Here is a 23,448-nt window from a genome sequence, read left to right on the forward strand (position 1 = left end):
CATTGGTTATTAGTCATTGGTCATTAGTCAATACCCAATTACCTAAGAAGGATAAACTGGCAGTGTGAAGTGAAACCATGCTCCGTTATTGGGGGCAGAATCCACCCAAATTTGACCATAATGTGCCAAGACGATGCGTTGGCATAGACAAAGCCCAATGCCGTAACCTTCTGTACCTTCATCCCGTTGCAGGCGGAAGTGGTTTTCAAAGATGCGATCGCGATTCTCTACAGGAATACCAGGCCCAGTATCGCCAATACTAAACTGAACTTTTTGGGTAGTACGGTGCAATCCGGCGACGCTAATCTTGCCACCTTCTGGGGTGTATTTGATGGCATTATCCAACAGATTTACTAGCACTTGCCGGATGCGTTCTGGGTCAGCATATATATAAGGTAAGTCGTTGGGAATATCTGTTTCTACTTCTTGGGATTTGGCGGTGTAGCGATCGCACAATTCTTCTAGTACATCTAAGCACAGTTTACCTAGCTGTACTTTTTGTGGTAAGATAGGAAACTCCGTATCTTTGCCACGACCTACCTGCAAAAGGTCGGCAATCATCCGATCGATAACCTTAGTTTGATTCCGGGCTTGTTTTAATAGATGCGCCGTCAAGGATGGTTTGAGGCGCTGAAATTGGCCTGTCTCTAAATTGTAGTTAGATTGGAGAGTTTCGATGGCGATCGCGGCAGCAGTTAGAGGATTGCGGAGATCGTGTGCCAGCATCGCAATCACCCGATCTTTAAACTGTAGCTGCTCTTGGAGGTTATCTTTTTCTTGTTTTAAGCGAAAAATTTCGTCTGAGAGTCGGATGAGTTCGGCAGAAACAGCAACTGAACGAATAGTGGATTTGGGTGATGTTACTCTAGCAGTATCGTCTATCCGTTCTTGTAAGTCTTCCTGTAATTTCAAATAGGCGTCTACAGCGGCTTGCCAGCGAGGCCACCAGTTTTTCAATTGCGCTATGATATTACTCCCAGCCAAAACCTGTCGTGGTTCCGGGTGAATTTTAATTAAAGCTGGCGTTGCTACCAATTTAAAGTGTTCTGCTAAGTAAGGTTGTTGTCCAACATCAATAGTTTGAAGTTCAAAACTATACTCAGCCTGTAATTCTTTTAAGTAAGCACGAATTCGCTGCACCTGTTGACGGGACTTGGGGCGTCCATCGACAAACAGTAACAGCTGGAGTGGAGCCTCAGAATAAATAGGCTGATCCTGGGAAACTTGCATGTAATCGTGTTTCAGCACTGGTAACAACCCGGTGACGCTTTACAGAAAGTAAAAAGGACTGACGGTTGTCGATGGTCGTTGTTTTTTCTTCTTAATATCTATTTTAGATTTTCATATTCCTATCCGATCTGCGTTTTTGACATCAGACATATCTGATTCAGCCTTTTACTACCGTTTGGTTAACTTTATCTCCAAGAAACACCCAAGCCCCTTGAATATAAGTCTTAATTTGCCCTGAATCAAAAATTATTGCCAGAGCCAGCAGGTGAAAGGCTTAGTAGTATGTCAAATCGGCTAGTGCAGCACCATATCAAGTTGAGCAGATCGCCCAAGAAAACACAGATGCTAATTGTATCTAATCTATCAGGAAGCTGTTAACTGTTCAGACCAAGTTTGTAGAGTTTTTTTCAACCGCCAGTGCATTTGATGAAGTATCTTTTTCGCCTCAAGCCAATCATTAAATAGGATTGGGAAAAACAGCCATAGATAACTATGTACTACTTCTATAACTTGCGAAGCGCACCTTCCAGCCTTCCTAAAAGAACCACAGCCTTATCCCAGAATAACAGGGGATGGGTTGATTGAGGGAAAGTTTTGGATAACATAGAAGCGATGCCTACAACGGTAAACTACGCACTTTTAGACGAAGCACTCACTGCTTTCGAGGCTGTCAAGAAACCCTTGACTACAGCACAAGTAACACTTTCTCCAGAAAATCAATTTAGAAATACTAGGGAAACTGCTGCGACACTTGACTGCTTTACCTATTTACCCCAGTCGCCAAGAATAACGAACTTACGCCAATTTCCTGGAATTGTTTGACACTGGCATTTTCCAGAGATTCCCTTACTCACCTTACCATCGTTAGATGAATAATTTCCAGAATCGATTGTTAGGCAGTGTTAGTTAACTTGATCTATTCCCCTCTTTGGGTGAGGCTAAGGGGGGCTTTATTCCTAGTCTATCACTTCAGTTGTTTGGCGTAGGCAATGCCTGCCGTAGGCATCGCATTACAACTAGTGCATCTGGAAGTAGATTCCAGCTTTTGCTCGCTAAACTGTTTTTTGACCAGTTATCAATCAGTTATCTGCTCTACAACTTGGATGTTTAGATAACTATCTGAAAAATTGGTTCACAATCAAGTATCGATCGGTTTGTAGTCGGTGGCTCGATTCCTCATCTAAAGACTAAAGTCCTTACTACGAACTTTCAACTCATAAAACTCTTATCTAGCAAGGATTTCAGATTTATTTATGTTTTTTCTCAAAAATGTTAGTTTTTCAGAATTTTAGGGAACTCTATAAATAAGCATAGGAATTATCAAAACCTAATGGCTGTAAAACGAAGACAATACGGTAGCTTTTGCTACCGTTTACTCATTTTTGGAGATATCATCACTAACATAGACATTTAGGAAGAAGACGTAGTAAGTCGGTAGTGTCTTTTGGTGATTATAGAGAGTCAGAGGAGAGCAGGGGAATAAAGGAGAATAACCATGTCCCATGCCCCATTCCCATTTAATGGACAGTCTGCGCTAGGGTAGGAATTGAAACTCAATGTGTGATTTCCTGTGCTTCCCTGTAAACGTCCAGCTGTATTTCTAATTTGGGCTGTTATACTCACTTCGTTAACAGCCTGTGCTAATAGTCCAGTCGCCAAAAACCTTGAGCAATCTTTGGCGGCAGATCCGAAACTACAAAGCGATCAAGTTGTCTTTGGAGAATCCCCAGGTAATCAACCGCAAGCACAGCAAAATGAATCAGCCGTTCAGCTACCATCTGATTTTCCTAAAGATATCCCCTTATATTCCAATGCCAAACTACAGGAAGTTACACCTGCTAGCGGCTCAGAAAACAAAATCTCAACTCGTTGGTTAAGTTCTGACCCCAGTAATTTTATTGCTAGTTTTTATCGCAGCCAGTTTCAAACAAATAACTGGCAGATTTTACAACAGCCGACAGATGATACAGGAGGAGCTTTTGAGGCACGTCGCAACGATTTGCTGTTGAAGATTTCCATTCAGCCCAAATCAGTTACTAACGCCACACCTAATCAACCCCAAACAGCCACTGAATTACTGATTGATTACGTACCGAATAGTACTGTAACAGCACAACCTACTTCAACTACAAATCCTAACGAAACTGCTAACGCCGTTCCTCAACCGGGAAATTCACAGTTCATTGGCCCAATACCACCCGCAAACTTGGTAGCACAGCCACCAAGCACAGCTAATAACCAAACAATCCCTACAGCCACCCCTAAATCTCAGGTATTCAACGATCTGAATAAGGCACCACAAGAATGGCGGCAACATATCCAAGACTTGGCTGCATTAGGTGTTTTATCTATAGAAGCAAAGACAACTAAGAGCAACTCCACGACCACAACTAATCAGTTTGAACCCGGTAAAATCGTTACACATCGAGAATATGCCCGTTGGCTAATTGCTGCTAACAATGCTGTATATACCAACAATCCAGCTAAACAGATTCGTTTGGCATCAGAAAGTACTCAACCAGCTTTTAGTGATGTGTCAGCAAAAGACCCTGATTTCCCAGCAATTCAGGGATTAGCCGAAGCTGGGTTAATTCCCAGTCCTTTGTCTGGAGATTCTACAGTAGTTTTGTTTCGTCCTGATGCACCTCTAACGCGGGAACAGTTGCTGCTGTGGAAATTACCCTTAGATACTCGCCAAGCTTTACCCTCTGCTAACTTAGATGCGGTCAAACAAACCTGGGGTTTCCAAGACGCAGCGAAAATTGACTCTAAGGCTTTAAGAGCAGTGTTGGCTGATTATCAGAATGGCGAACAATCGAATATTCGCCGGGTCTTTGGTTATACGACTCTGTTTCAACCCAAAAAACCAGTAACTCGTGCTGAGGCTGCTACGGCTTTGTGGTATTTCGGCAGTCAGGGTGAGGGTGTTTCGGCTACTGAGGCTTTAAAATTAAAGCAAAGTTAAAGCTGTGTCTACGACGATCTACCTGATCCTGATTTAGTTGCGGTTAGTCCACCATCAGCATAAAAGTGGGCAATTTTGCTCTTTAGTATACAAATTTTGCTATTTCTTTCTAATATATCTATTTTTCATCAAGAAAATGTAAATCTAAGTGTTTTAAGCGTTTTTACCTGTGTTTGATGAATTTTTGAGGCATAGTTAAGTGAAACAACGTAAATTAACTCAATAGACGTACTTAGTTTTGAAGTAATCTCAAAAGAGTAAGTTGTCGGACTATCGCCCTTTCATTGCTTTTAAACAAGTTAAAAAGACCACAGGTAAAACAAATATGAAAAAACAAGCTGTAGCAGCAGGATTTGTTCTATTTTCTTTCATGTTGCCGACCAAAGCCTCAGCTGCGAGTTTTGATCGGCTTTATGTATTTGGTGATAGTCTTTCTGATACAGGCAATATATATAATGCTACGGGTAAAACATACCCTGCAAGCCCACCTAACTTTGATGGACGTTTTTCCGATGGGCCGATCTGGATAGATTATCTCGGAGATCAGCTAGGATTAAAGCCCACTTTATTGACTACTATTCCTTCCACACCTTCTCCTCAAGGGATAAACTTCGCTTTCGGTGGTGCTAGCTCTGGTTTAGATAACGCTGTCGTTCCCAATCAAAATTTACCGGGAGTACTCAAACAAGTCCTTGGTTTTGCTGGAACTCTGCAAGCAAATAATCAAACTGCTGACCCAGATGCACTTTACACATTGTGGGGAGGTGCTAATGATTTCTTTTTTCTGAACCCGGAAGACTCGAAGACGCCAATCAGTAATATATCCCTGGCGTTGAATACTCTGGTAGGAGTCGGCGCAAAAAATATTTTGGTGTTTAACTTGCCAGATTTGGGACAGCTACCAGCAGCTAAAATCAACGGTCGCAACCCTACAACCCTCAGTAAATCGACTAGTGAGTTTAACTTGGGTTTAGCACAAACTGTGAACGCTTTGAATCAAAACCCAAATCTTAACATCATCTCTGTTGATACTTATTCTTTATTTAATCAGGCAAGTGCATTAGGTTTTACGAATGTAACCGAGTCTTGTCTATCTAAGCCAGATATATGTAAGCCAGGGGACAACAAGTTTCTCGTCTGGGACGGCTTCCACCCAACGACTGCTGCTCATAAGGAGATAGCAGACACTGCGCTGGCGGCGATTGAGGCTAAGTCTGTTCCTGAACCTGCGATCGACTGGGGAATTTTAGCCCTTGGTGCTTTTGGTGCGGTAGGAGTGCTGAAGCGTCAACAAAAAAGATCGGCAGGTCGGGTTATTGATGCACAATTGTCTCATACAACAGTTAAAAACTAAACTAACTGTATTGATGTGGGATTGCGATCGCTTATTTGAAATTATTGAAAAATTAGTTATGCACCATTCTCCTAGTGGTGTAGAAGCTGAGATTAACCAGTTGTTGATGCAACGATTTACGGCGCTGGGTATGGAAGTCTGGTGGGTAGCGTGCTGCGTGTTTGGCGTTTCCTACACAAAATACCCACGGTTATGAAATTGCTCATTTAGGAGCGATCGCTAATTGTATGAATTTGTTAAAAGCTTTCTGCGAAACTGAGTTTGAGTGATTTGTCGAGGCTTTAATTTGAAGGAGCGATCGCATTTGCTATTTCGGGGTACGCAATTGCTATTTCGGAGTACGCAATTGCTATTTCGGAGTACGCAATTGTTATTTCGGAGTACGCAATTGCTATTTCGGGGTTCGCAATTGCTATTTCGGAGTACGCAATTGTTATTTCGGAGTACGCAATTGTTATTTCGGGGTTCGCAATTGCTATTTCGGAGTACGCAATTGTTATTTCGGGGTACGCAATTGCTATTTCGGGGTTCGCATTTATTGATTTTGTGATTCCTGTTGCTGATTGTACTTATTCTAAAACAACAAATTGATATGAAAAATGAGTAAAAACACAGTCGAAGTCGTAATTATTTCGTTGAACTTTTAATGAAATAAATCCACAAAACTACCCATCTCAGTCAAAAGGATACTCCACTATGTTGAAAAAGGAATTATTAAAAAAGGATGTGTTATGTCTTTAAAAACTCGTGGTTCTGCTGCTATTGACAAAGCCCAACTTCGTCTCGCCTTGCTTAAATCTATTGATGAAAATCTGGATTTAGGACATGGGTTAACCATTGAAGCTTACAACCACCTAATTAACACTACCCGTGCTGTGCTAGAAGCTAATAATACGCTGGTTTCCAATCTGGAAGAATCGCGTAAAACAGTAACCCAGATGGATAAAGCTCTCTCCGAAATGTCTGAACGAATGCTAAGTGGAGTTGCAACTGTCTACGGCAAAAACAGTATGGAGTATTCCAAGGCTGGCGGCTCTAATCGAAAACGAAGTAAACACTCTAGTTCAAAAGTTACTCCACTTATAGCGGTTCTTACTACTCAACCTACTCAAGCTGCAATTGCGAATGCCTCAACTAATGGTAATGGCACAACTCCCTTGCTGCAATAATTCACACCTACTTAAACAAGAAATCAGATCCCCGACTTTTTAGAAAAGTCGGGGATCTTTTTGTCGCCAACATTTTGTTATATCGAGGATGCGTTGGCGTAGCCTACGCCAACGCTCCTGAATTAGTAGTAAATACCTGAATTCCTGGCACTGTCACATAATCACCATCATTAGTAATAATCTAGTAGGACTTACGCAAGAACTCTCTGAAACTCTTATTTCTCCGTGCCCTCTGCGTCCTCTGCGGTTCGATTTTCCGTTACCTGTGCGTAAGTCGTGTCTAGGTTTGATGACAATAATTTGTCACAGCGACAGAAATCTGTCACCGACGACAAATAATTAGTCACTGTACAATATGATTTGTGTCAAACTTGACTATTGAGCAATACTTTTATCAAAGCCGATGATGGGATTTGAACCCACGGCCTGCTGATTACGAATCAGCTGCTCTACCACTGAGCCACATCGGCGTACACAATCTAAGAGTATAACATGATTTAATCATGGTAGATCAAAATTCTAAAAATCGCCTTAATCCTGAACAGTATGCCAGCCTCAAAGCAGAAATAGCTGCTCCTTTTCGGGGTTTACGACAATTTTTTTACATTGCTTTCGCTGCTTCTGGTTCACTCGGTGCATTCGTCTTTTTCTTCCAAGTACTTGCCGGACGCAATGTTGAGAGTGCTTTGCCTAATTTAGCTCTCCAAGTAGGAATAGTCGCTCTAATGGTTTTCCTCTGGCGCTGGGAACAGCGTCGGCAACAACGCTCCCAATCGGGTAAAAATTCTAATTCCTGAAGGGAGAAATTTTAGCTAGTTAATTTTTAACTCCTTTCTTTTGATATATCTTTATACTCTTCAAATTTATGAATGCTTTGATGAAGATTAAAATGTAAAAAAAGAAAAAATAAAAAAATTATTAGGAAATCCTAAAAAGCAAAAATTTCTGAGAAAATAGAAATCATTGAAACGGGGTCAGCCAGTATAAAGACCCTGACCATAAACCCAATCACATTCAAATGGGGTCAGCTATATTTAAAGACCCCAAATTTTATGTTTAAAAACTCCCAAATTTAACAAAACTCACATTAATTGGAAGCACCAGACTAATAATTTGTTAGTCTGGTGCTTCCAATTTGCTAACTAGGCATTTATTGGGCTGTTACCAAATAAGATGAAGGAATTGGTTGGGCACGTCCAGCATTGACAAGTGCCTGGTAAACAAAGGCAGCAACCTCAGCTCTAGTTGCCTGACGATTAGGATTGAGTTGCTTCACTGTGGGATAATTGATTACTAGTTGCCGTGCAGTTGCCGCAGCAACAGGAGCGATCGCATAATTAGGAATCTGGGCCGCATCGGTGTAAAAAGAAAGGATATTTTGATTACTTGCAGTTAAGCCCAAACCATTAGCTAAAGCAACTAACGCTTGTACTCTGGGAATTTGCTGCTGTGGCTTAAAAGTGCCATCGGGATAACCAGAAACAAATTGACTCTGGTAAGCAGATTGAATGGCAGCGTAAGCCCAGAAATTGCTTGCTACATCCTTAAACTGAATGGCTGGGCGTTTGGCTGCTGGCGTTAAAGCTTTAGTAACAATAGTGGCGAATTGAGCGCGGGTTACAGGTTCATTGGGTTTAAAGCTGCCATCAGGAAAGCCCGCAATAATATTTTGGGAGGCTAAAGCTTCGATGTAGGTTTTTGCCCAGTAATTTGCTGGCACATCTTTAAAGGCAACAGGCCCTCCGGGGGGTACGTCAACACTTGCGGCAACAAAATCTACTGAGCCAAAAATCTTTTTCTGGTCGATATCGTTGCCAACGGCGACAATCTTACCTGTTTTGGTGGCGTTGTTCACATCATAACGAGTGTTGTTGCGAATAAGATTGCCACCAGGATTTTCGTTAGTGCCAAGGTCGGGTAAAGCACTAACAGTTGCTACAACTCCATCCCGCTTATTATTTTGAATGACATTCTTACGCAATACGGGCTTCGCTGACTCTGAGATAAAAAGACCGTCTTGGTTTTCGATAATTTGGTTTTCTACAATTAGAGGTGTGGAAGTGCCACCGATCGCAAGACCAAAACCAGTATCCTGAAATAAGTTACTCCGAATTTCTCCTTGGGCTGTTTTAGCAATTGAAATCCCATTGCCTTTGTTTTGCACAAAGAGGTTACTTTCAATTTTGGGATTGCCTGTACCCGTGACAAAAACACCTTCTCTGACACTGTTAGTAAAAGTACTGTTTTTGATAATCGGATTAGTTGACTCTACCCACACACCCGTACCCCGGCTATTTGGGTTGGTAACGGTGACACCTGCGATCGTGGTATCTTGCTCGGCCAGGATGGTAATGTCCTGTCTGGCAAAGGTGCGACTAGTATAGAAGCCTCCACCTGTAATCAATATTGCCTGACCTTTAGTAGCTTCATCACCCCGCAGCGTCACCCCTGGTTTAAGTAGAAGCGGGAAAGTTTCACCACTTTCCTGGTTATAGTTACCAGGTGCTAATTGAATCACTGCACCTGCTTGGGCTTGACTGAGAGCGAAACTTATGCTTTTGTAGGGTGCAGCTGAGGTGGCACCAGCACCAGCCCTATCTGCACCAGTTGCTGGATTAACATAAATCGCTGCGGCAGTTGCAGGAGCTTGCGCTGTGCGAGTTGGGGCGATACTTTCTGGGTAAGTCGCACCAGCGTTAACCTCACTAGGTAGTAGTATTGACCCACTAGAAACAACAAGTATTGCCGTTAGTCCGGCTCCCAGGCGCAAAGTGTATCTGAGATGACTGCTAGAAAGAAGGCGAAAATTTTTCACCAGAGAAATGTGAGAACCCCGATATTTCATTTTTTCTGTCTGTGATGTGCTGAATTACGGTATGTCGAACAAGGTTAAAGATAACAGCGTTGTAGCTGCTCTAAAACCCATGCAAAACTATACTGGATGATTAGCACTGATTCAGCTAAATTCCCTAGATAGGTCACAGAACTTATACATTAGTTATATTTAGGACTTACGCCCAGGTCATGGAAAATCAAACCACAGAGGACGCAGAGGAATAAGGGTTAAAGAGGTTTTGTGCGCCAGTCCTAATATTGTGTTACCCAGAAAATTTTATTATGAACACTATGGGGATGAGGCAATTTTTAGTATTTTTTAAAGCTAGATGCCGCAACTAATTCTGCGGGAAGTACGATCGCAGGAAAAGCAAACCTATTGGAAATCGGGAGAAATGCGTTTTAATTTTTTGGGGCTGCGTGGCGTCTTAGTTTTAGCGGGTAGTATCTGTCTTCTATTTGTGTCTACTCCTGCCTTTGCTGCGGAAAGAGTAGTGCTGAAGTATGGTGTCTTCCGCGAATCACTTTCTGGAGAGGAACTATCCACCTTTTCCCAAACAGGTGAACTCTCACGTTCGCTAAAAGTAAATTTAGCTTTGGCGCGACAAGATCCCAAAGCCATTCGTCAGTATTTAACAAAGCCAGTGAAGGTAAACCCTGTATTTTTAGATAAAGTGCTAAATAGCCAGATTGGTAATATTATTTTTGATCAAATTAGTCAAGTTACTTATACACTGTCTCGGAGAGCAGATCGGCAGGCTTTACGAGCCGCTTTGGTAATTTCTGCGAGTCAAAACAGGCAAGTATCGCTGATTGAAATTATTAAGAATTATCCCACCAATGAAGTGGAAGTTGATGGCGTAGTTTACCGCCGTAGGCATCGCTCGGAGAGTGCATACCGTCAACTCCGCCGCTTGCAAACAAACCTACAAGATTTATTTGGTGTTTAGTAAGCTAAAGTTTCTAAAGTTTCACGTAAATACCGCTGTACCTGCTGTTCCAAGCGAATTCCATCCAATTGAGCATCACGTTCTAGTTGCCAACGTTGAAAACCTGAACTAGTGGAGATCGCACATTTGAGGCTATACCAAATTTCAGTATGGGCAGAAAATTGGCGATCGCTAGAAGCTGGAATTTGAGCCATAGTTCCTTATTCCTTTATTTTAAATTTCAACGGTAACTGGGCATTGGGCATTGGTTATTTATTCTCCTTTGCTCCTCTGCCCCCTGCCTCCCCTGCTCTTATCTCTAGCCCTTTTAAAGTGAAATAATATACTTTAGGGGCTACTACGAATCTGTATTTATCCTAAACAATGATTGCAATAATCGGGGCACAATTTGATTAACCCGCACTCCTAAAATGGTGAAATCTTGCTTAATCTTTTCTAAAGATAATGGCTCAATGCCAGCGAATTCTGTCTCATTAATCACCAAAACTCGCATTACACTCACAGGTATTTGTAAAAATAGATTGCTGCCCAAAAAGGCTAATCCTGCAAGTACTAGTGCAAGGCTGCGCCATTGGGGGAGGAATTTAGCTGAATTTGCTACTAATGGGGCAATTTGGTAAAGATTCCACAGTATCCAAACTGACAATGCTGCTGCCACTAATGCCAGGATACGATTTAACTTTGTATTAATTAAACAGAGAATTTTCCGCTGCCGTTCAGTCAGATTTTCTGGCTTTAGGGCTATTCCTAAAAGAGCAAATATATAAAAGGGGCGACGCAACTGCATCCATAGCAGGGGGAGAACACCAATGGCGGCAACTAAGAATAGCTCCATCCAGACTGGCAAAAATGGCTCGCCTACAGACAAAAAGAATAAGCAGAGTACTAAAAAAACAGGCAACGTCGCCAATCCAGCGACGTGAATCCACAAAATAGGTTCAGAGCGAAATGAATGCATAATAAAAAGTTATGAGTTAAGAGTTAGGAGTTAAGAATTAGTAGCCTTTAACTCCTAACTTCTAATGTATCACTCCTAACTCCTAAGCATTTTACCCTCAACACTATCTCGTTAAGGTGAGAGTGCGGCGCTTCGTAACCATCTGATAGGATTCGATGATGTCACCTTCAACCCAATCATTGAATTTATCTATGCCGACACCGCATTCATAACCGGCGTTGACCTCACGAGCATCTTCTTTCATCCGTTTTAAGGAGTCAAGGACACCTTCAAAGATCACCTTACCGCCACGTCGCACCCTGACTTTGCAGTTGCGAACTAGCTTGCCAGATTGAACGTAGCAACCAGCAACCGCGCCACGACCGACTGGGAAGACGGCACGGACTTCGGTTTGACCCAAGGGTTCTTCCACCAACTCTGGTTCCAAAAGACCTTCCAAGGCATCTTGGATATCTTCTAGGAGTTTGTAGATGACGTTATATTCCCGGACATCGACACCTGCTTCATCGGCGGCTTGTCTAGCGCCACTGGCAAAGGTGGTGTTGAAGCCGATAATTACAGCGTTACTGGCAGCAGCTAAATCGATATCTGTCTCGGTGATTTCCCCAGCAGTAGCCAACAGCATCCGAATTTGGACTTCGTTTTGCGGGATTTGCTTGAGCGCTCCCACAATAGCTTCTACGGAACCTTGTACGTCTCCTTTCAAGATCAAGTTGAGTTCTTTCAACTCGCCTTCTTGTGCTTGAGCCGACAGGGTTGTCAGGGTAACACGTCCTTGTAATAGGCGGGATAGGCGTTGTCTGTCTGCGCGATCGCTAGCAAGTGCTCTGGCTTCTTTTTCGTTCTGGAAGACCTCGAACTCGTCGCCGGCTGCTGGCACATCACTTAAACCTAGTACCTCGACAGCAAAGGAAGGAGAAGCAATGTCTACTCTCTTACTTCTGTCATCCACCATCGCCCGGACTTTACCAAAGGCCGAGCCAGCTACCAAGATATCTCCCACATGCAGGGTGCCATTCTGAATTAGCAGGGTAGCAACTGCTCCCTTAGCTTTATCCAGATGTGCTTCAATGACAGTTCCTTTGGCGGTACGATCTGGGTTAGCAGATAGTTCTGCAACTTCTGCTACCAGGAGAATCATCTCTAAGAGCGTATCCAGATTTTCACCTCTGATGGCGCTCACGGGAACCATGATTGTCTCACCACCCCAGTCTTCTGCGGTCAGACCATACTGGGTCAACTCTTGTTTCACCCGCTCTGGTTGTGCCCCTTCTTTGTCAATTTTGTTGATTGCAACAACAATTGGCACTCCCGCAGCTTGGGCGTGACTAATGGCTTCAATGGTCTGGGGACGGACACCATCATCAGCAGCCACTACTAACACGGCAATGTCTGTTACCCGCGCTCCTCGTGCCCGCATCGCCGTAAAAGCTTCATGACCAGGAGTATCCAGGAAGACTATCTGCTGTGCTTTGCCCTCATGTACTATATCTACATGGTATGCACCAATGTGCTGAGTGATACCGCCAGCTTCGCCAGCAGCCACTTTGGTTTTGCGGATTGAGTCCAGCAGGGTTGTTTTACCGTGGTCTACGTGACCCATAATTGTCACGACTGGTGGACGGCGATGAAGATATTCTTGGTCTTCTACGCCGACCATTTCCGTGATTTTGCGAGCTTCTGCTTCTCGTTCGACGGTTTCAACTTCTATTTCTAGTTCTTTTCCTACCAGGGTAATTGTGGGAATATCTAGATTTTGAGTGATACTCACCGCCATACCTTTAAGGAACAGGATTTTGACAATCTCTGTATCGGCAACGCCTAATACGTCAGACAGTTCTTGCACAGTCAACGGCCCTGTGATCGTCACTTTTTCGGGGCGATCGCGCTTTGTCTCGGCTTCTTGGCGACGGTTTTGGTGATGGTCGCGGCTCGAAGACTTGGAACCAGACCTGGAACCAGATTTTCTCCCTCTTGCAGTTGGGGCGCTAGCAAGGGTTGCACCTGGCATCTGTACTGGTCGAGTCGCTTTCGGTTTGGGAGGACGAGCAATAGAAAGGCTGACTTGGACTGTGGCTGGTGAATCTATATCGTCATCATCGAGCAAATCTTCTTCAAACTCATCATCAAGTATGGGTTTGATCCGCTTGCCTTTGACGCCAGCTTTTGCCTTCTCTTTAACTTCGTCAATTATTTCCTCTTCTACCCATTTTTTGCCGCCTTTGGTCGGTCGAGGCGGACTTGGGCGTTTCAAGTCGAGGAGATCCGGTGTGACTGGTTCATCACCCAATCCTTGAGATTTGCCCGCTATGCCTGACATCTGTCTAGGTGGAGTAGCGATCGGCATTGCGGCTGCTACTGCTTCACCTGGACGTGCCGGTCTGGGTCGTTGCCCCTCTCCCAGTTGTGATGGTGCAGATGGTCTATTGCCTCTCGGCTCTGGTCTGCTGGGTGCAGGGGTAGGACGACTTGTCCTTTGTGGAGCACCTGGTGCGGACTGGTCTGTTGGCAGTTTAGCGACTCTCGGCTTAATTTGTTCGCGATCGCCTTCCGCGGGACGTAGCCGTTGGTCGCGTTTGAGGATCGGTTTATCTGCCTGAGATACTGGCGCCTCATCTATCACCTGGGCAACTTCTGCCTCAGGTCTGGCTGGAGGAGCAACTAGTTGTGGTTTGATCGGTTTTTCCGATTTCGGCCTGGGCGCAACTGTTTTTTCCGGTTTTTGGGATGCTATTTTTTCCGGCGCCGGATTTGGATTAGGCGTTTGTTCCAAGTCAGCGATCGGAGGTTGCTCTTGAGTCTCAGATTGAGTCCGGGGCACAGGTCGAGTTGGTGCTGCCGGTTTCAGGGGTGAGACTGGTGTAGCGAAAGGCCGTGGAGGAGAGGGAGGATTAGCTTCAGACAAGGCAGCTTGGGTATTGTTAGCAAGTGACGCCTCTAGGGCGTTGGGAGTAGTATTTCTCAATATTTTGGGTTTGCGTATTTCCAAAATTTGCTGTTTGTGGGGTGCAGCAGGTCGGTTACGTCCGCCGTTGGGTGGTGAATTTGGCTTATGGCTGGTTGTACCTAGTTCCTTTTTGGCTGACACATTCGTAGCTGCAAGCTTTTCTGCTGCCGCCCGGATGTTTTCTGCCTCGGATTCGGAAATCGTGCTGCTATGGCTTTTGACCGCAATATCGAGCTGGTCGCAAATTGCTAGTAGCTCTTTGTTATCCAAATTCAATTCCTTTGATAATTCATAAATTCTAACTTTGCCGTTGTTCATCCACTCTTCCCCTTTAATTTACAGTTTTAGCGGATGGTTGCCTGGTTTGCGACATCTCCATCCTTGGATTACTGTTTTTAGACTGCCGTTCAGTTTTTGCCGGTGCCTCCAATCAGGAAAGAGAGATGTTTCGGTTTAATAATGGCATCCCCACCAGGAATGATGGTTGAGGGATACCCATAAAAATTTCTTAAATAAAAGATTTTTATAGGAACCCTTGAGGCCGAACTGCGCCTGAGCGCTACCAGGTTGCCATTTTGTAGTTTCTTGTTTTGTTGATTCTGAGTCTTCCACAACACAATCGATTACATTTTGTTCTGGGAATGTTGCCTCGCCCCTCGTTATGGGAGAGCCGAATGCCTTTTACACCCATTTACTATTTTGGCACTAACCTTAACGATCAACAGGGAGTGTGATGAAAGCGCGACTTCGGCTTTCGACACAATTCCTCTAATGATTACGTCACAAAGTTGTTCCAACTAAATTTGGTTTTGGGTATTACTGCGGGCTAGACGTTGCGACAAGCTTTGGTACAGTGCTTCTGGCACTGATGCATGTAGCGATCGCCCTAGTCGATTTTTTTTTTGAGCCGCTTGTAAGCAACTCGTTTCTGGACAAATATAGGCAGAACGCCCCATGCCCTGATCCAATTGTACCTTTCCATCGGGAAAGACGCGGACAATCCGCCAAAACTGATCTTTTGAGCCTACTTTACGGCAACTAATACAGCGCCGATAATTTGGTTTCATCGGTTCTTTGCGATCTCAGTCCAGGATAATGGAAGTAAAAAGAAGTTTATTATTACTATTTTTTACTTATACCAAGTAGCTTTTGAGACTGAGACTACAATCTTAACAGTATCAAAACTTTACAAAATTAATCAATTATTCATCATCGTTATTGTCAAAACTATCTTCGTCTTCTAATTCGTTCTGATTTTCATCCTCGAATTCTTCTTCATATTCAAGATCGTCTTCCTCTGATTCCTCTGATTGATATTTTGTTCTGACGGCTGCAAATTTAGTATCCTCTGCTGCATAGTCATACTTAGCTTTGTCTTTAATATCTATCTTCCAACCAGTCAGACGGGCTGCCAAACGGACGTTTTGTCCTTCTTTCCCAATAGCCAAACTCAATTGATCTTCAGCTACAAGTACATGAGTTTGCCGCGATTCTGGGTCCATCAGGCGTACTTCATCTACCCGTGCTGGACTTAAGGCATTCGCAATGTATGTTGCTGGGTCTGGCGACCAGCGAATTACATCTATTTTTTCACCGCGTAATTCGTTGACTACCACTTGAATTCGCGATCCCCTAGCTCCAATACAAGCGCCTACTGGGTCTACATCACGATCAAGAGTATCTACTGCTATTTTAGTCCGGGGGCCGACATAACGGGAAGGGGGGTTTGCCTCCCTAGCTACGGCAACAATCCGTACCACTTCATCTTCAATTTCTGGGACTTCGTTGGCGAAAAGATAAACTACCAAACCAGCATCAGCACGAGACACAAGCAACTGTGGCCCTCGTTGCTGACCTTGGGAGACTTTTTTCAGATATACCTTGAAGGTGGCATTTGCCCGATAATTATCATTGGGCAACTGTTCCCGCTTGGGTAATTCGGCTTCTACTTCTGGCTGACCAAAGCCGCTGCTAACTGCTAGAACCACTGATTGCCGCTCAAACCGCAGGACTCTTGCTTGGAGAACAGTTCCTTCTAAATCTTGGAATTCTTCTTGCACCATCTGGCGCTGTTGATCCCGTAATTTTTGCGCCAATACTTGCTTCGTTTGCATCGCCGCCATCCGACCAAATTCTCCTTGATCGGGGGTAACATCCAGCACCACAGAGTCCCCTAACTGCGCTTCGGGAGCGACTTGTTGAACTTCGTCTAGGGAAATTTGGTGATCTGTGTTATCTACTTCTTCAACAATGGTTTTGGTGGAAAGAACGCGAAATCCTTCTCCTTCAATATCGAGTTCTACTTCAAAATTTTCAAAATAATCTTCGTCAAACTGTTTGCGCTCTAAATTTTGGGCACGGCGATAGCGTTCATAGCCTTTGAGTAGTGCTTCTCTAATAGCTGATTGAACTGCAAGCCGGGGTAAATTCCGTTCGCGACTTATACTTTCAATTAATTCTTTTAATCCAGATAAAGTAACCATTGACATAAGCAATCTCCTTTAAAAATTAGGGAGTGGGGAGAGACACGATTAATCGCGTCTCTACTAAGTGGGGACTGGAGACTAGGGACTGAAAACTACGCACTAGAGCCAGGGATTAGAGAATAGCTTTAAACTAATCTCTAACCTCTAGCCCCTACCCTCTAACCTTTAGCCCTTAGTTCCTAAATCTTTAGCCTTGAGCTAAGGTGCTCTAGTCTCTAACTCTTGAGCCATAGCCCTTTGTTTATCCGCGCTCCTCTAACTGCACCTTAGTAATTAGGGAGCGAGGAATTTCGACTACACGACCTTTTTGGTTTAAGTAAAGTGCTGTCTCATCACGACGAATCAACTGACCAATCCACTCTTGTTGTCCGTCGTAGGGGGGCGTTGTGGAGATAATGACAGGAAATCCTTTAAAGGAAATAAACTCCCTGTCTGTTACCAGTTGCCGCGAAATACCAGGACTAGACACTTCCAAGACGTATGTATCTGGAACGATTTCCGCAGCATCTAAGGAGGCTTCTAAAGCACGGCTCATCCTCTCACAATCGTTCAACCCAGTGTCTTGCTCAGGATTGCGAATGTCTACCCGCAACACTGGTGGACTCTGGTTGGTGTGAAAAACCACACCAACCACTTCCAATCCCAGTTCTTCTGCCACTGGTGTCGCCAAATCAATAATTTGTGGAACTAAAGGATGAGCCATGAGAGAATTCAATAAAAAAAGTGGGCATCGACCCACTTCCTGCGATAGGTATATCTTCCAAGAAGTCTTGTGACGAACCAAATGATGATTCGCCTAATTCGAGTTTAGCGCATTTCTTTTATAGTCGTGCATTGGGCATGGGGCATTGGGCATTGGGAGAGAGGAGGCTGGAGGCAGAAGTTCTTTAATTTTGAATTTTGAATTTTGAATTTTGAATTGATTTCTCCTCTGCTCTCCCTACCCTTCCCGTATTTTTGGGAGAGTAGCACCTTTATCCACTACCACGGGAACTGATGCTTGTGTTCGTAGCTGCCGGGTTTGCTCGATAATTTGGTCTATGTCTTCTTGGGATAAACGCTGGACGTAGTTGAGTTTGATTTCCTCTAAGAAGTCAAAAAGTAAACTCTGAATTTCTGAGAGTACATGTTTTTCCTTGATTTGAGATCCCAATACCTTGGTGAAGCTTTCTACTAGCTGACTGGTGAGTTTTGCTCCTACAGGGTCTTCAACAGCGCTAACCAAAGTTTTGTAAAGATTAGTTGTGATTTGAGTCGCCAGTTGCTCGCTTAACTGGGTTTGAGCCTGTCCCACGCCAGGGAGATTCTGAAGGTTGCGGTAGACGGGAACTTGATCGAAGACGGTTTCGATGTTGTGGCGCAGAATGGCAACGATCGCAGGTTGGATATCAGGTAGCACTTGGTAGACAATTGTTTTTACCAAAAGACTTGCGATCGCTTCCACTTCATTCACATTATTAATATCTATGTAGGGACGTAAATTTTCTTGTTGTGAGAGCCAGGTTGTTAATTCACCCTGCTGAATTGAACCTTGAACCTGATTAATCACCCTCACCACAACAATTTCTGTGAGTTCTTCGGCAAAATTGGCGACAATCCCCTGATTAAGTTGCTTTCGCACTGGATGCAGATTCAATAACTGCGCTTGATCGAGGCGAATTAATACAGGTATGATTCGCAAGCCTCGCCAAAATGGCAGTAGTAAAAATAAATCGTACCATCGCCACAATAGTGCTTCTAACCAGCTAAAACCAGGATGTTGGCGTTTGAGTAAGAAGGTGCGCCCCAGCAATTCTAAGCCAAATAAAATCACAAAGGGTAAGTCAATAAGCCAGAATTTATCAATAAAATCGCCATTTTCCCCGATTTGGCGGTAGTAGTTACTGGCGATCAAAGGACGGATGCTTGTGTTGAAAAAATTAATTTCTTTATCCCAGCCATTTTGTGATAGATGCGGCTGACTCCAAAAAGTAGCGAAGGACTGTTTTGCGGATTCTTTGCGGATGTGCGATCGCATCCTTTGTTTGATTTTTTCCAGCGTCCCACTCTTATTCGCTCCCGCAAACGGGTTACTGTCAATCATCTCGCTGCTAAGACGACTTATTTGTATTAGCCTGCCATTTACTTGAGGCGACTGTAACCCTGTTTGTCTAACTTGTTCTTCTAATGCGTCTACTGTTTCTAGATAACTTTTTGTGTCTCGATGACTTTCAATACCTTTGATTGGATCATAAATCTTAGTAATTTGGGGAACTTTTCGCAAGTAGAAATCTCGCCAAGGTACGTAACTTAAATCGAACAACACTAAACTTAAATTTACGGCGGCAGTAATTGCCATAAATCTTTCAAACCAAAGATTACGCTGCTTAGAAGATTTTATATTTTTCATTTTCTGTAAAATATGATACTGGTTTGGGTATTTAAAATATAAACTCTTTCATTTATTAATTTTCTTTCTGCCCTTTCTAACCAATTACAGCAATTTCCAGTCGAGTAGACCCCAGTAAAAGGGCACATCTGTCATGGGTGTCAACTTCAGCCCAAACCAAAACCCCTTTTCCAACCATAAGCTGAAAATACTCCTCATTGAAGCATAGCCACAGGTGAAGAGACTGCCTTTAATCTTAAGTTGACACCAATGCACAGATGTGAACTACACGGCAATTTAGTGTTAAAAAGGTGTATTTGATTCAAATGATCGGATCGCTGATCTATCTCTGCCAATACAACATATTCCTTTTGATAGATGACATAAATTATTTTTTAAATTTTTAGCTAAATTTAACAAAAAAAATCACAATTTGTTCAAAATTCATTAAATAATCGTGAAAAAAGTTATTAAACAAACTTAAAATGCAGCTGTTAACGTTTATGATCCTGCTGATTTAACCCAAAGGAGTTTTTAAGTATGTGGTGTGGGTTTGGAAAATCAAGCGCAACCTTTGCTGTTACTTGCCTGATGACTGCTAGTTTCGTAATTGCAGACACAGGTTTTGCAGCCCCTCAAAAAAGTTATACGCCTCAGCAATTCCGTGAGGTATTACGGGGACTAGGCTATAACGTCAAGGTAACAAATACTGCTTTGACAGACGAGGAAACTAAAAAGGCAATTCGAGAATTTCAGACTGGTTACAAGCTAAAACCAGTTGATGGCATAGCAGGGCCAAAAACCCAAGATTTTGCTGCTAACATCGTTCAAATTCTGCACAGAAATTTGAATGCAGTGGTGAAGCCAAATCCTCCTCTGCCGCGCGATCATTTTTATGGTTCCCGCACGGAAGAAGTGGTGAAGGAGTATCAGAAGAAATATCAGTTGCAAGAAACTGGAATTGCTAATTTAGCACTCCGCCAAAAGCTGAATGAAGAAGCAAAAACACTCTTCAGCCAGCCAACAACTAAACCAACAACTAAACCGACAGCTAAACCAACAGCTAAACCAACAGCTACACCAACAGCTAAACCAACAGCTACACCAACAGGTACACCAACAGGTACACCAACAGGTACACCAACAGGTACACCAACAGCTACACCAACAGGTACACCAGCAGCGACACCAGCAGCGACACCAACAGCTACACCGACAGCTACACCCTAGTTGCCACAAAAAACTCTTACCCCGGAGCCACTCAAGTCATCTGATTTGGTTCTTCTAAGGGTCTGCCCTTGGGTGTAGGCAGAATTGGACGGAGATCGTTGTAAGGCATAGGAATGTACTGCACGCTGGGTCGTCCTCCTTGTGGCTGTGGGTACAGATCCATGAGATCATAAATAGAATGGGGCAGTCCGACGGTTACGGGCAGCCCCATTTCTGTTGCTTCTTCAATAGTGATGGGATAGTCGTGGGTGACGCGCCCAGTTGTCAAGGCTTCGATAATCGGTTCAATATCTTCTGGCAGAACTTTTTGTTTGGGTATACTGTCTTTTAGCAAAGTTCGCACAAACCTCTGTACCTGCTGAATTGCTTTGCGTGAGAGGTCGGCCATAATTAGAGTTTGGTCATCAATCTCACTGATGGGTTTATCTTCAACTACTTTCAGGATACTGGCTGCGGGGTAATTACCCAATTGGGGATCAACTGGCCCCAAGACAGCGTTAGCATCCATAATAATTTCATCAGAGGCGAGAGCAAGCATTGTACCGCCACTCATCGCATAGTGGGGTACAAAAACTGTGACTTTTGCTTGGTGGCGAATTAACGCTCTGGCGATTTGTTCCGTAGCTAAAACCAAACCGCCAGGAGTGTGCAAAATTAAGTCAATTGCTACATCTGGCGGCGTGAGGCGAATTGCTCGCAATATTTGTTCTGAGTCTTCAATAGTAATGTAGCGAGATATGGGAATTCCCAAAAAGCTAATGGACTCTTGACGGTGAATCAGCAAAATCACCCGACTTTTGCGTTCCTGCTGGAATTCTTGTAAAGCACGCAAGCGGCGATATTCTATTTGACGTTTTTGCCAAAGGGGTTGCAAAGAAGTCAGAAGGAGGAAAATCCAGAATAAATCACCAATACCAAAGCCCATATAATTTATTTTTATTCAAAAATAACGGTTGCCGTCATTATTGTTACAAATTTAGGGCGATCGCAGTTCTATCTGTAGATTCATAGAAAAATTACGAATTATTTACTACCCCCTTCGCCAAATTTTAATAGTGTCGTCATCACTACCGCTAACTAGGGTTTGGCCATCGGGACTGAAGGCAACGCATCTAACATAATTGGAATGCCCTGTAAGTGTGCTGATTTCTGTACCACTGTGTATGTGCCACAGTTTGATAGTGTTGTCCCAACTGCCACTAGCGAGAAATTGTCCATCCTGGCTAAAGGCGACTGACCAAACTGAATCAGAATGACCTGTGAGAGTACGAATTTCTCTGCCTGTATTTATATGCCAGAGTTTAACCGTGTTGTCACCACTACCACTAGCAATAATTTCTCCATTTTTGCTGAAGGCGATACAGTTGACAAAGAAAGAATGGCCTGTGAGTGTGTAAATGTTTCTGCCTGTGTATACTTGCCACAGTTTAATAGTGTAATCATTACTGCCACTAGCTACCAGCTGTCTATCCTGGCTATTGGTTGCAGGTGTTCTCGGAGAGTAGGCGACTGACGAAACTGAGTCGGAATGACCTGCGAAAGTTTGGATTTCTATGCCTGTGTTTACCTGCCACAGTTTGATTGTGCAGTCAGCACTGCCACTAGCCAGAAACTTGCCATCTGGACTAAAAGTAACGGAATTCACCCAATTAGCATGACCTGTGAGAGTACGAATTTCTTTACCCGTCTTGACATCCCACAATTTGATTGTATTATCCCAACTCCCGCTAGCTAAGATTCCGCGGTTCAAGTCTGTAACTCCCGCAGATTTGCCGGATTCGCCTTGATAAGAAAGGTTTGAAGAGATTGGGCTAAAGGCGACGGAATGAACCATACTGGAATGACTAGAAGACCAACGACCCAGTTGACGCACTAACTTACCAGTACCGACTTGCCAAAGTTTGATGGTCTTGTCATTACTGCCACTAGCAATAAATTGCCCGTCTGGGCTAATGGCGATCGCATGAACCATACTAGAATGACCTTTGAGGGTCTGTACACATTGCCAGTTCTGCCGATCTAATACAACAGGTACAGGTACAGGTAGTTTCACTCTAGGCGTTATCACAAAAGTAGATGATATTTTAGTTATATCTTCCCCAGTATCAGAACCCAATAAATCCAACCACTCCTGTACAGACTGGGGACGATACGTTGACTCCAGATCCATGCCGCACATAATAGCCTGATTTACCCTGTTGCTGATGTTGGGATTAAAATATTGTGGTGGTTCTAAATTAATATTGTGACGCCTATCATCTGCACTAGTTGGTACAACTGCGGTAAGCAAGTTATACAAAGTAGCAGCTAGGGCATAAATATCAATGTATTCTCCTCGCGGCGCTTCTGATTCATACTGTTCAGGTGGGGCAAAACCAGGAGTCCGATACACTGTATGCCTTTGGATCATATTAGGAACAAATTCTCTAGCGATGCCAAAGTCTATCAGTACTGCTTCTAATTTATCAATGCGGATCATGATGTTGCGTGGTTTGAGATCCCGATGCAACAGTCCTTTAGAATGGATTAGGGTCAAAGCATCACCAATTTGCCGGATGTACAGTAGTGCTTCTGCCTCTGATAGCACCCCTATTCGCCTCAAGCGTTGTGCTAAGTCTTCCCCTTCGATGTAATCCATCACCATGCAGGGCAAATTCCCCTCATCAAAGATGGTTTCTATCTGTACTATATGAGGATGGTGGCACACAGCCAGCCGAACTGCTTCATCACGAAAGTCTTGCCGTAACTTGTTTCGGTGGAGTATCCAGGCAGGGTGATTCAGGATTTCTTCTTTGAGGGTTTTAATCACTCGCTGTTGATTTCGTTGATTTCTGGCAAGATAAGTAATGCCAATTCCGCCTTCACCTAATTGGCCTTCAATAATGTAGCGTCCCCCGAATAAAGACTTTCCTGCATTCCACACCATTAGTAATATTTGACAATTGCTGGTATTTAT

19 protein-coding genes, 1 tRNA gene and 1 pseudogene are annotated in these 23,448 nt (G+C 43.6%); 9 read left to right on the plus strand and 12 right to left on the minus strand.

Annotated features, from left to right (window positions below; genetic code table 11):
• Positions 1–42 precede the first annotated feature (42 nt).
• Positions 43–1,248, minus strand: coding sequence for a histidine kinase (locus HWQ42_RS18220; protein WP_292814651.1), 1,206 nt, complete (start codon positions 1,246–1,248; stop codon positions 43–45).
• A gap of 576 nt (positions 1,249–1,824) precedes the next feature.
• Here HWQ42_RS18220 and HWQ42_RS18225 point away from each other — a divergent pair.
• The 6 genes and pseudogenes from HWQ42_RS18225 (at position 1,825) to HWQ42_RS18250 (ending at position 6,718) form a co-directional block, all read left to right on the plus strand.
• Complete coding sequence (locus HWQ42_RS18225) at positions 1,825–2,052, plus strand: hypothetical protein (RefSeq protein ID WP_292732090.1); 228 nt, start codon at positions 1,825–1,827, stop codon at positions 2,050–2,052.
• Between the two features lie 748 nt (positions 2,053–2,800).
• Positions 2,801–4,195 (plus strand): S-layer homology domain-containing protein, encoded by a 1,395-nt coding sequence (locus HWQ42_RS18230; RefSeq protein WP_292814654.1) that lies wholly within the window; start codon positions 2,801–2,803, stop codon positions 4,193–4,195.
• A gap of 325 nt (positions 4,196–4,520) precedes the next feature.
• Positions 4,521–5,549 (plus strand): SGNH/GDSL hydrolase family protein, encoded by a 1,029-nt coding sequence (locus HWQ42_RS18235; protein ID WP_292814657.1) that lies wholly within the window; start codon positions 4,521–4,523, stop codon positions 5,547–5,549.
• Positions 5,515–5,745 carry a hypothetical protein gene (locus HWQ42_RS18240; RefSeq protein ID WP_292814660.1) on the plus strand — a complete coding sequence of 77 codons (231 nt, stop codon included), beginning with the start codon at positions 5,515–5,517 and terminating at the stop codon, positions 5,743–5,745. Before HWQ42_RS18235 ends, HWQ42_RS18240 begins: the two co-directional genes overlap by 35 nt.
• Positions 5,699–5,818: pseudogene (locus HWQ42_RS18245) on the plus strand (M42 family peptidase); the annotation flags it as partial. The gene HWQ42_RS18240 and the pseudogene HWQ42_RS18245, both read left to right, overlap by 47 nt.
• A 462-nt stretch (positions 5,819–6,280) precedes the next feature.
• Entirely contained in the window at positions 6,281–6,718 is a 438-nt protein-coding gene (locus tag HWQ42_RS18250; RefSeq protein WP_292814662.1) for a hypothetical protein, read from the plus strand.
• 398 nt (positions 6,719–7,116) lie between these two features.
• Here HWQ42_RS18250 and HWQ42_RS18255 read toward each other — a convergent pair.
• Positions 7,117–7,188: transfer RNA gene (locus HWQ42_RS18255), tRNA-Thr, on the minus strand.
• A gap of 33 nt (positions 7,189–7,221) precedes the next feature.
• Here HWQ42_RS18255 and HWQ42_RS18260 point away from each other — a divergent pair.
• Positions 7,222–7,515 (plus strand): DUF3493 domain-containing protein, encoded by a 294-nt coding sequence (locus HWQ42_RS18260; RefSeq protein WP_292814664.1) that lies wholly within the window; start codon positions 7,222–7,224, stop codon positions 7,513–7,515.
• 353 nt (positions 7,516–7,868) lie between these two features.
• On the opposite strand, the gene HWQ42_RS18265 is transcribed toward HWQ42_RS18260, so the two are convergent.
• A complete protein-coding gene (locus tag HWQ42_RS18265; protein ID WP_292814665.1) occupies positions 7,869–9,563 on the minus strand; it encodes a DUF1565 domain-containing protein in 1,695 nt (564 codons plus the stop codon).
• 319 nt (positions 9,564–9,882) lie between these two features.
• Here HWQ42_RS18265 and HWQ42_RS18270 point away from each other — a divergent pair, with 319 nt between their 5' ends.
• Positions 9,883–10,503, plus strand: coding sequence for an alpha/beta hydrolase (locus HWQ42_RS18270; protein WP_334813403.1), 621 nt, complete (start codon positions 9,883–9,885; stop codon positions 10,501–10,503).
• Here the strand turns inward: HWQ42_RS18270 and HWQ42_RS18275 are convergent.
• The 7 genes from HWQ42_RS18275 to HWQ42_RS18305 form a co-directional block, all read right to left on the minus strand.
• Complete coding sequence (locus HWQ42_RS18275) at positions 10,500–10,697, minus strand: hypothetical protein (protein ID WP_292734224.1); 198 nt, start codon at positions 10,695–10,697, stop codon at positions 10,500–10,502. The genes HWQ42_RS18270 and HWQ42_RS18275 overlap by 4 nt on opposite strands.
• A 143-nt stretch (positions 10,698–10,840) precedes the next feature.
• Complete coding sequence (locus HWQ42_RS18280) at positions 10,841–11,461, minus strand: low-complexity tail membrane protein (protein ID WP_292734227.1); 621 nt, start codon at positions 11,459–11,461, stop codon at positions 10,841–10,843.
• Positions 11,462–11,564: 103 nt separating this feature from the next.
• Complete coding sequence (gene infB / locus HWQ42_RS18285; RefSeq protein ID WP_292814667.1) at positions 11,565–14,726, minus strand: translation initiation factor IF-2; 3,162 nt, start codon at positions 14,724–14,726, stop codon at positions 11,565–11,567.
• 479 nt (positions 14,727–15,205) lie between these two features.
• Positions 15,206–15,475, minus strand: a complete 270-nt coding sequence (locus tag HWQ42_RS18290; RefSeq protein ID WP_292734233.1) for a YlxR family protein — start codon at positions 15,473–15,475, stop codon at positions 15,206–15,208.
• 135 nt (positions 15,476–15,610) lie between these two features.
• A complete protein-coding gene (gene nusA, locus HWQ42_RS18295; RefSeq protein ID WP_292814670.1) occupies positions 15,611–16,897 on the minus strand; it encodes a transcription termination factor NusA in 1,287 nt (428 codons plus the stop codon).
• Positions 16,898–17,135: 238 nt separating this feature from the next.
• Complete coding sequence (gene rimP, locus HWQ42_RS18300) at positions 17,136–17,597, minus strand: ribosome maturation factor RimP (RefSeq protein ID WP_292814673.1); 462 nt, start codon at positions 17,595–17,597, stop codon at positions 17,136–17,138.
• A gap of 237 nt (positions 17,598–17,834) precedes the next feature.
• The gene (locus tag HWQ42_RS18305) at positions 17,835–19,283 is read right to left on the minus strand and encodes a hypothetical protein (protein WP_292814676.1); all 1,449 of its coding nucleotides are present in this window, start codon (positions 19,281–19,283) and stop codon (positions 17,835–17,837) included.
• A 519-nt stretch (positions 19,284–19,802) separates the two neighbouring features.
• On the opposite strand from HWQ42_RS18305, the gene HWQ42_RS18310 reads away from it, so the two are divergent.
• Entirely contained in the window at positions 19,803–20,492 is a 690-nt protein-coding gene (locus tag HWQ42_RS18310; protein ID WP_292814680.1) for a peptidoglycan-binding protein, read from the plus strand.
• 31 nt (positions 20,493–20,523) lie between these two features.
• On the opposite strand, the gene HWQ42_RS18315 is transcribed toward HWQ42_RS18310, so the two are convergent.
• Positions 20,524–21,417: a hypothetical protein gene (locus tag HWQ42_RS18315; RefSeq protein ID WP_292814683.1), complete on the minus strand. Its 894-nt coding sequence runs from the start codon at positions 21,415–21,417 to the stop codon at positions 20,524–20,526.
• Positions 21,418–21,522: 105 nt separating this feature from the next.
• Positions 21,523–23,418 (minus strand): serine/threonine-protein kinase, encoded by a 1,896-nt coding sequence (locus HWQ42_RS18320; RefSeq protein WP_292814685.1) that lies wholly within the window; start codon positions 23,416–23,418, stop codon positions 21,523–21,525.
• Positions 23,419–23,448 lie beyond the last annotated feature (30 nt).

Origin of the sequence: Nostoc sp. JL23, assembly GCF_017115065.1 — a bacterium.
Taxonomy (GTDB): domain Bacteria; phylum Cyanobacteriota; class Cyanobacteriia; order Cyanobacteriales; family Nostocaceae; genus Nostoc; species Nostoc punctiforme_A.

What these genes read in the sequence shown, in the direction of transcription:
- infB (WP_292814667.1), bottom strand. Translation starts at nt 14,726, where the DNA reads ATGAACAACGGCAAAGTTAGAATTTATGAATTATCAAAGGAATTGAAT.
- nusA (WP_292814670.1), bottom strand. Translation starts at nt 16,897, where the DNA reads ATGTCAATGGTTACTTTATCTGGATTAAAAGAATTAATTGAAAGTATA.
- HWQ42_RS18260 (WP_292814664.1), top strand. Translation starts at nt 7,222, where the DNA reads ATGGTAGATCAAAATTCTAAAAATCGCCTTAATCCTGAACAGTATGCC.
- HWQ42_RS18310 (WP_292814680.1), top strand. Translation starts at nt 19,803, where the DNA reads ATGTGGTGTGGGTTTGGAAAATCAAGCGCAACCTTTGCTGTTACTTGC.
- rimP (WP_292814673.1), bottom strand. Translation starts at nt 17,597, where the DNA reads ATGGCTCATCCTTTAGTTCCACAAATTATTGATTTGGCGACACCAGTG.
- HWQ42_RS18280 (WP_292734227.1), bottom strand. Translation starts at nt 11,461, where the DNA reads ATGCATTCATTTCGCTCTGAACCTATTTTGTGGATTCACGTCGCTGGA.
- HWQ42_RS18320 (WP_292814685.1), bottom strand. Translation starts at nt 23,418, where the DNA reads ATGGTGTGGAATGCAGGAAAGTCTTTATTCGGGGGACGCTACATTATT.
- HWQ42_RS18235 (WP_292814657.1), top strand. Translation starts at nt 4,521, where the DNA reads ATGAAAAAACAAGCTGTAGCAGCAGGATTTGTTCTATTTTCTTTCATG.
- HWQ42_RS18265 (WP_292814665.1), bottom strand. Translation starts at nt 9,563, where the DNA reads ATGAAATATCGGGGTTCTCACATTTCTCTGGTGAAAAATTTTCGCCTT.
- HWQ42_RS18315 (WP_292814683.1), bottom strand. Translation starts at nt 21,417, where the DNA reads ATGGGCTTTGGTATTGGTGATTTATTCTGGATTTTCCTCCTTCTGACT.
- HWQ42_RS18250 (WP_292814662.1), top strand. Translation starts at nt 6,281, where the DNA reads ATGTCTTTAAAAACTCGTGGTTCTGCTGCTATTGACAAAGCCCAACTT.
- HWQ42_RS18275 (WP_292734224.1), bottom strand. Translation starts at nt 10,697, where the DNA reads ATGGCTCAAATTCCAGCTTCTAGCGATCGCCAATTTTCTGCCCATACT.
- HWQ42_RS18270 (WP_334813403.1), top strand. Translation starts at nt 9,883, where the DNA reads ATGCCGCAACTAATTCTGCGGGAAGTACGATCGCAGGAAAAGCAAACC.
- HWQ42_RS18305 (WP_292814676.1), bottom strand. Translation starts at nt 19,283, where the DNA reads ATGAAAAATATAAAATCTTCTAAGCAGCGTAATCTTTGGTTTGAAAGA.
- HWQ42_RS18240 (WP_292814660.1), top strand. Translation starts at nt 5,515, where the DNA reads ATGCACAATTGTCTCATACAACAGTTAAAAACTAAACTAACTGTATTG.
- HWQ42_RS18290 (WP_292734233.1), bottom strand. Translation starts at nt 15,475, where the DNA reads ATGAAACCAAATTATCGGCGCTGTATTAGTTGCCGTAAAGTAGGCTCA.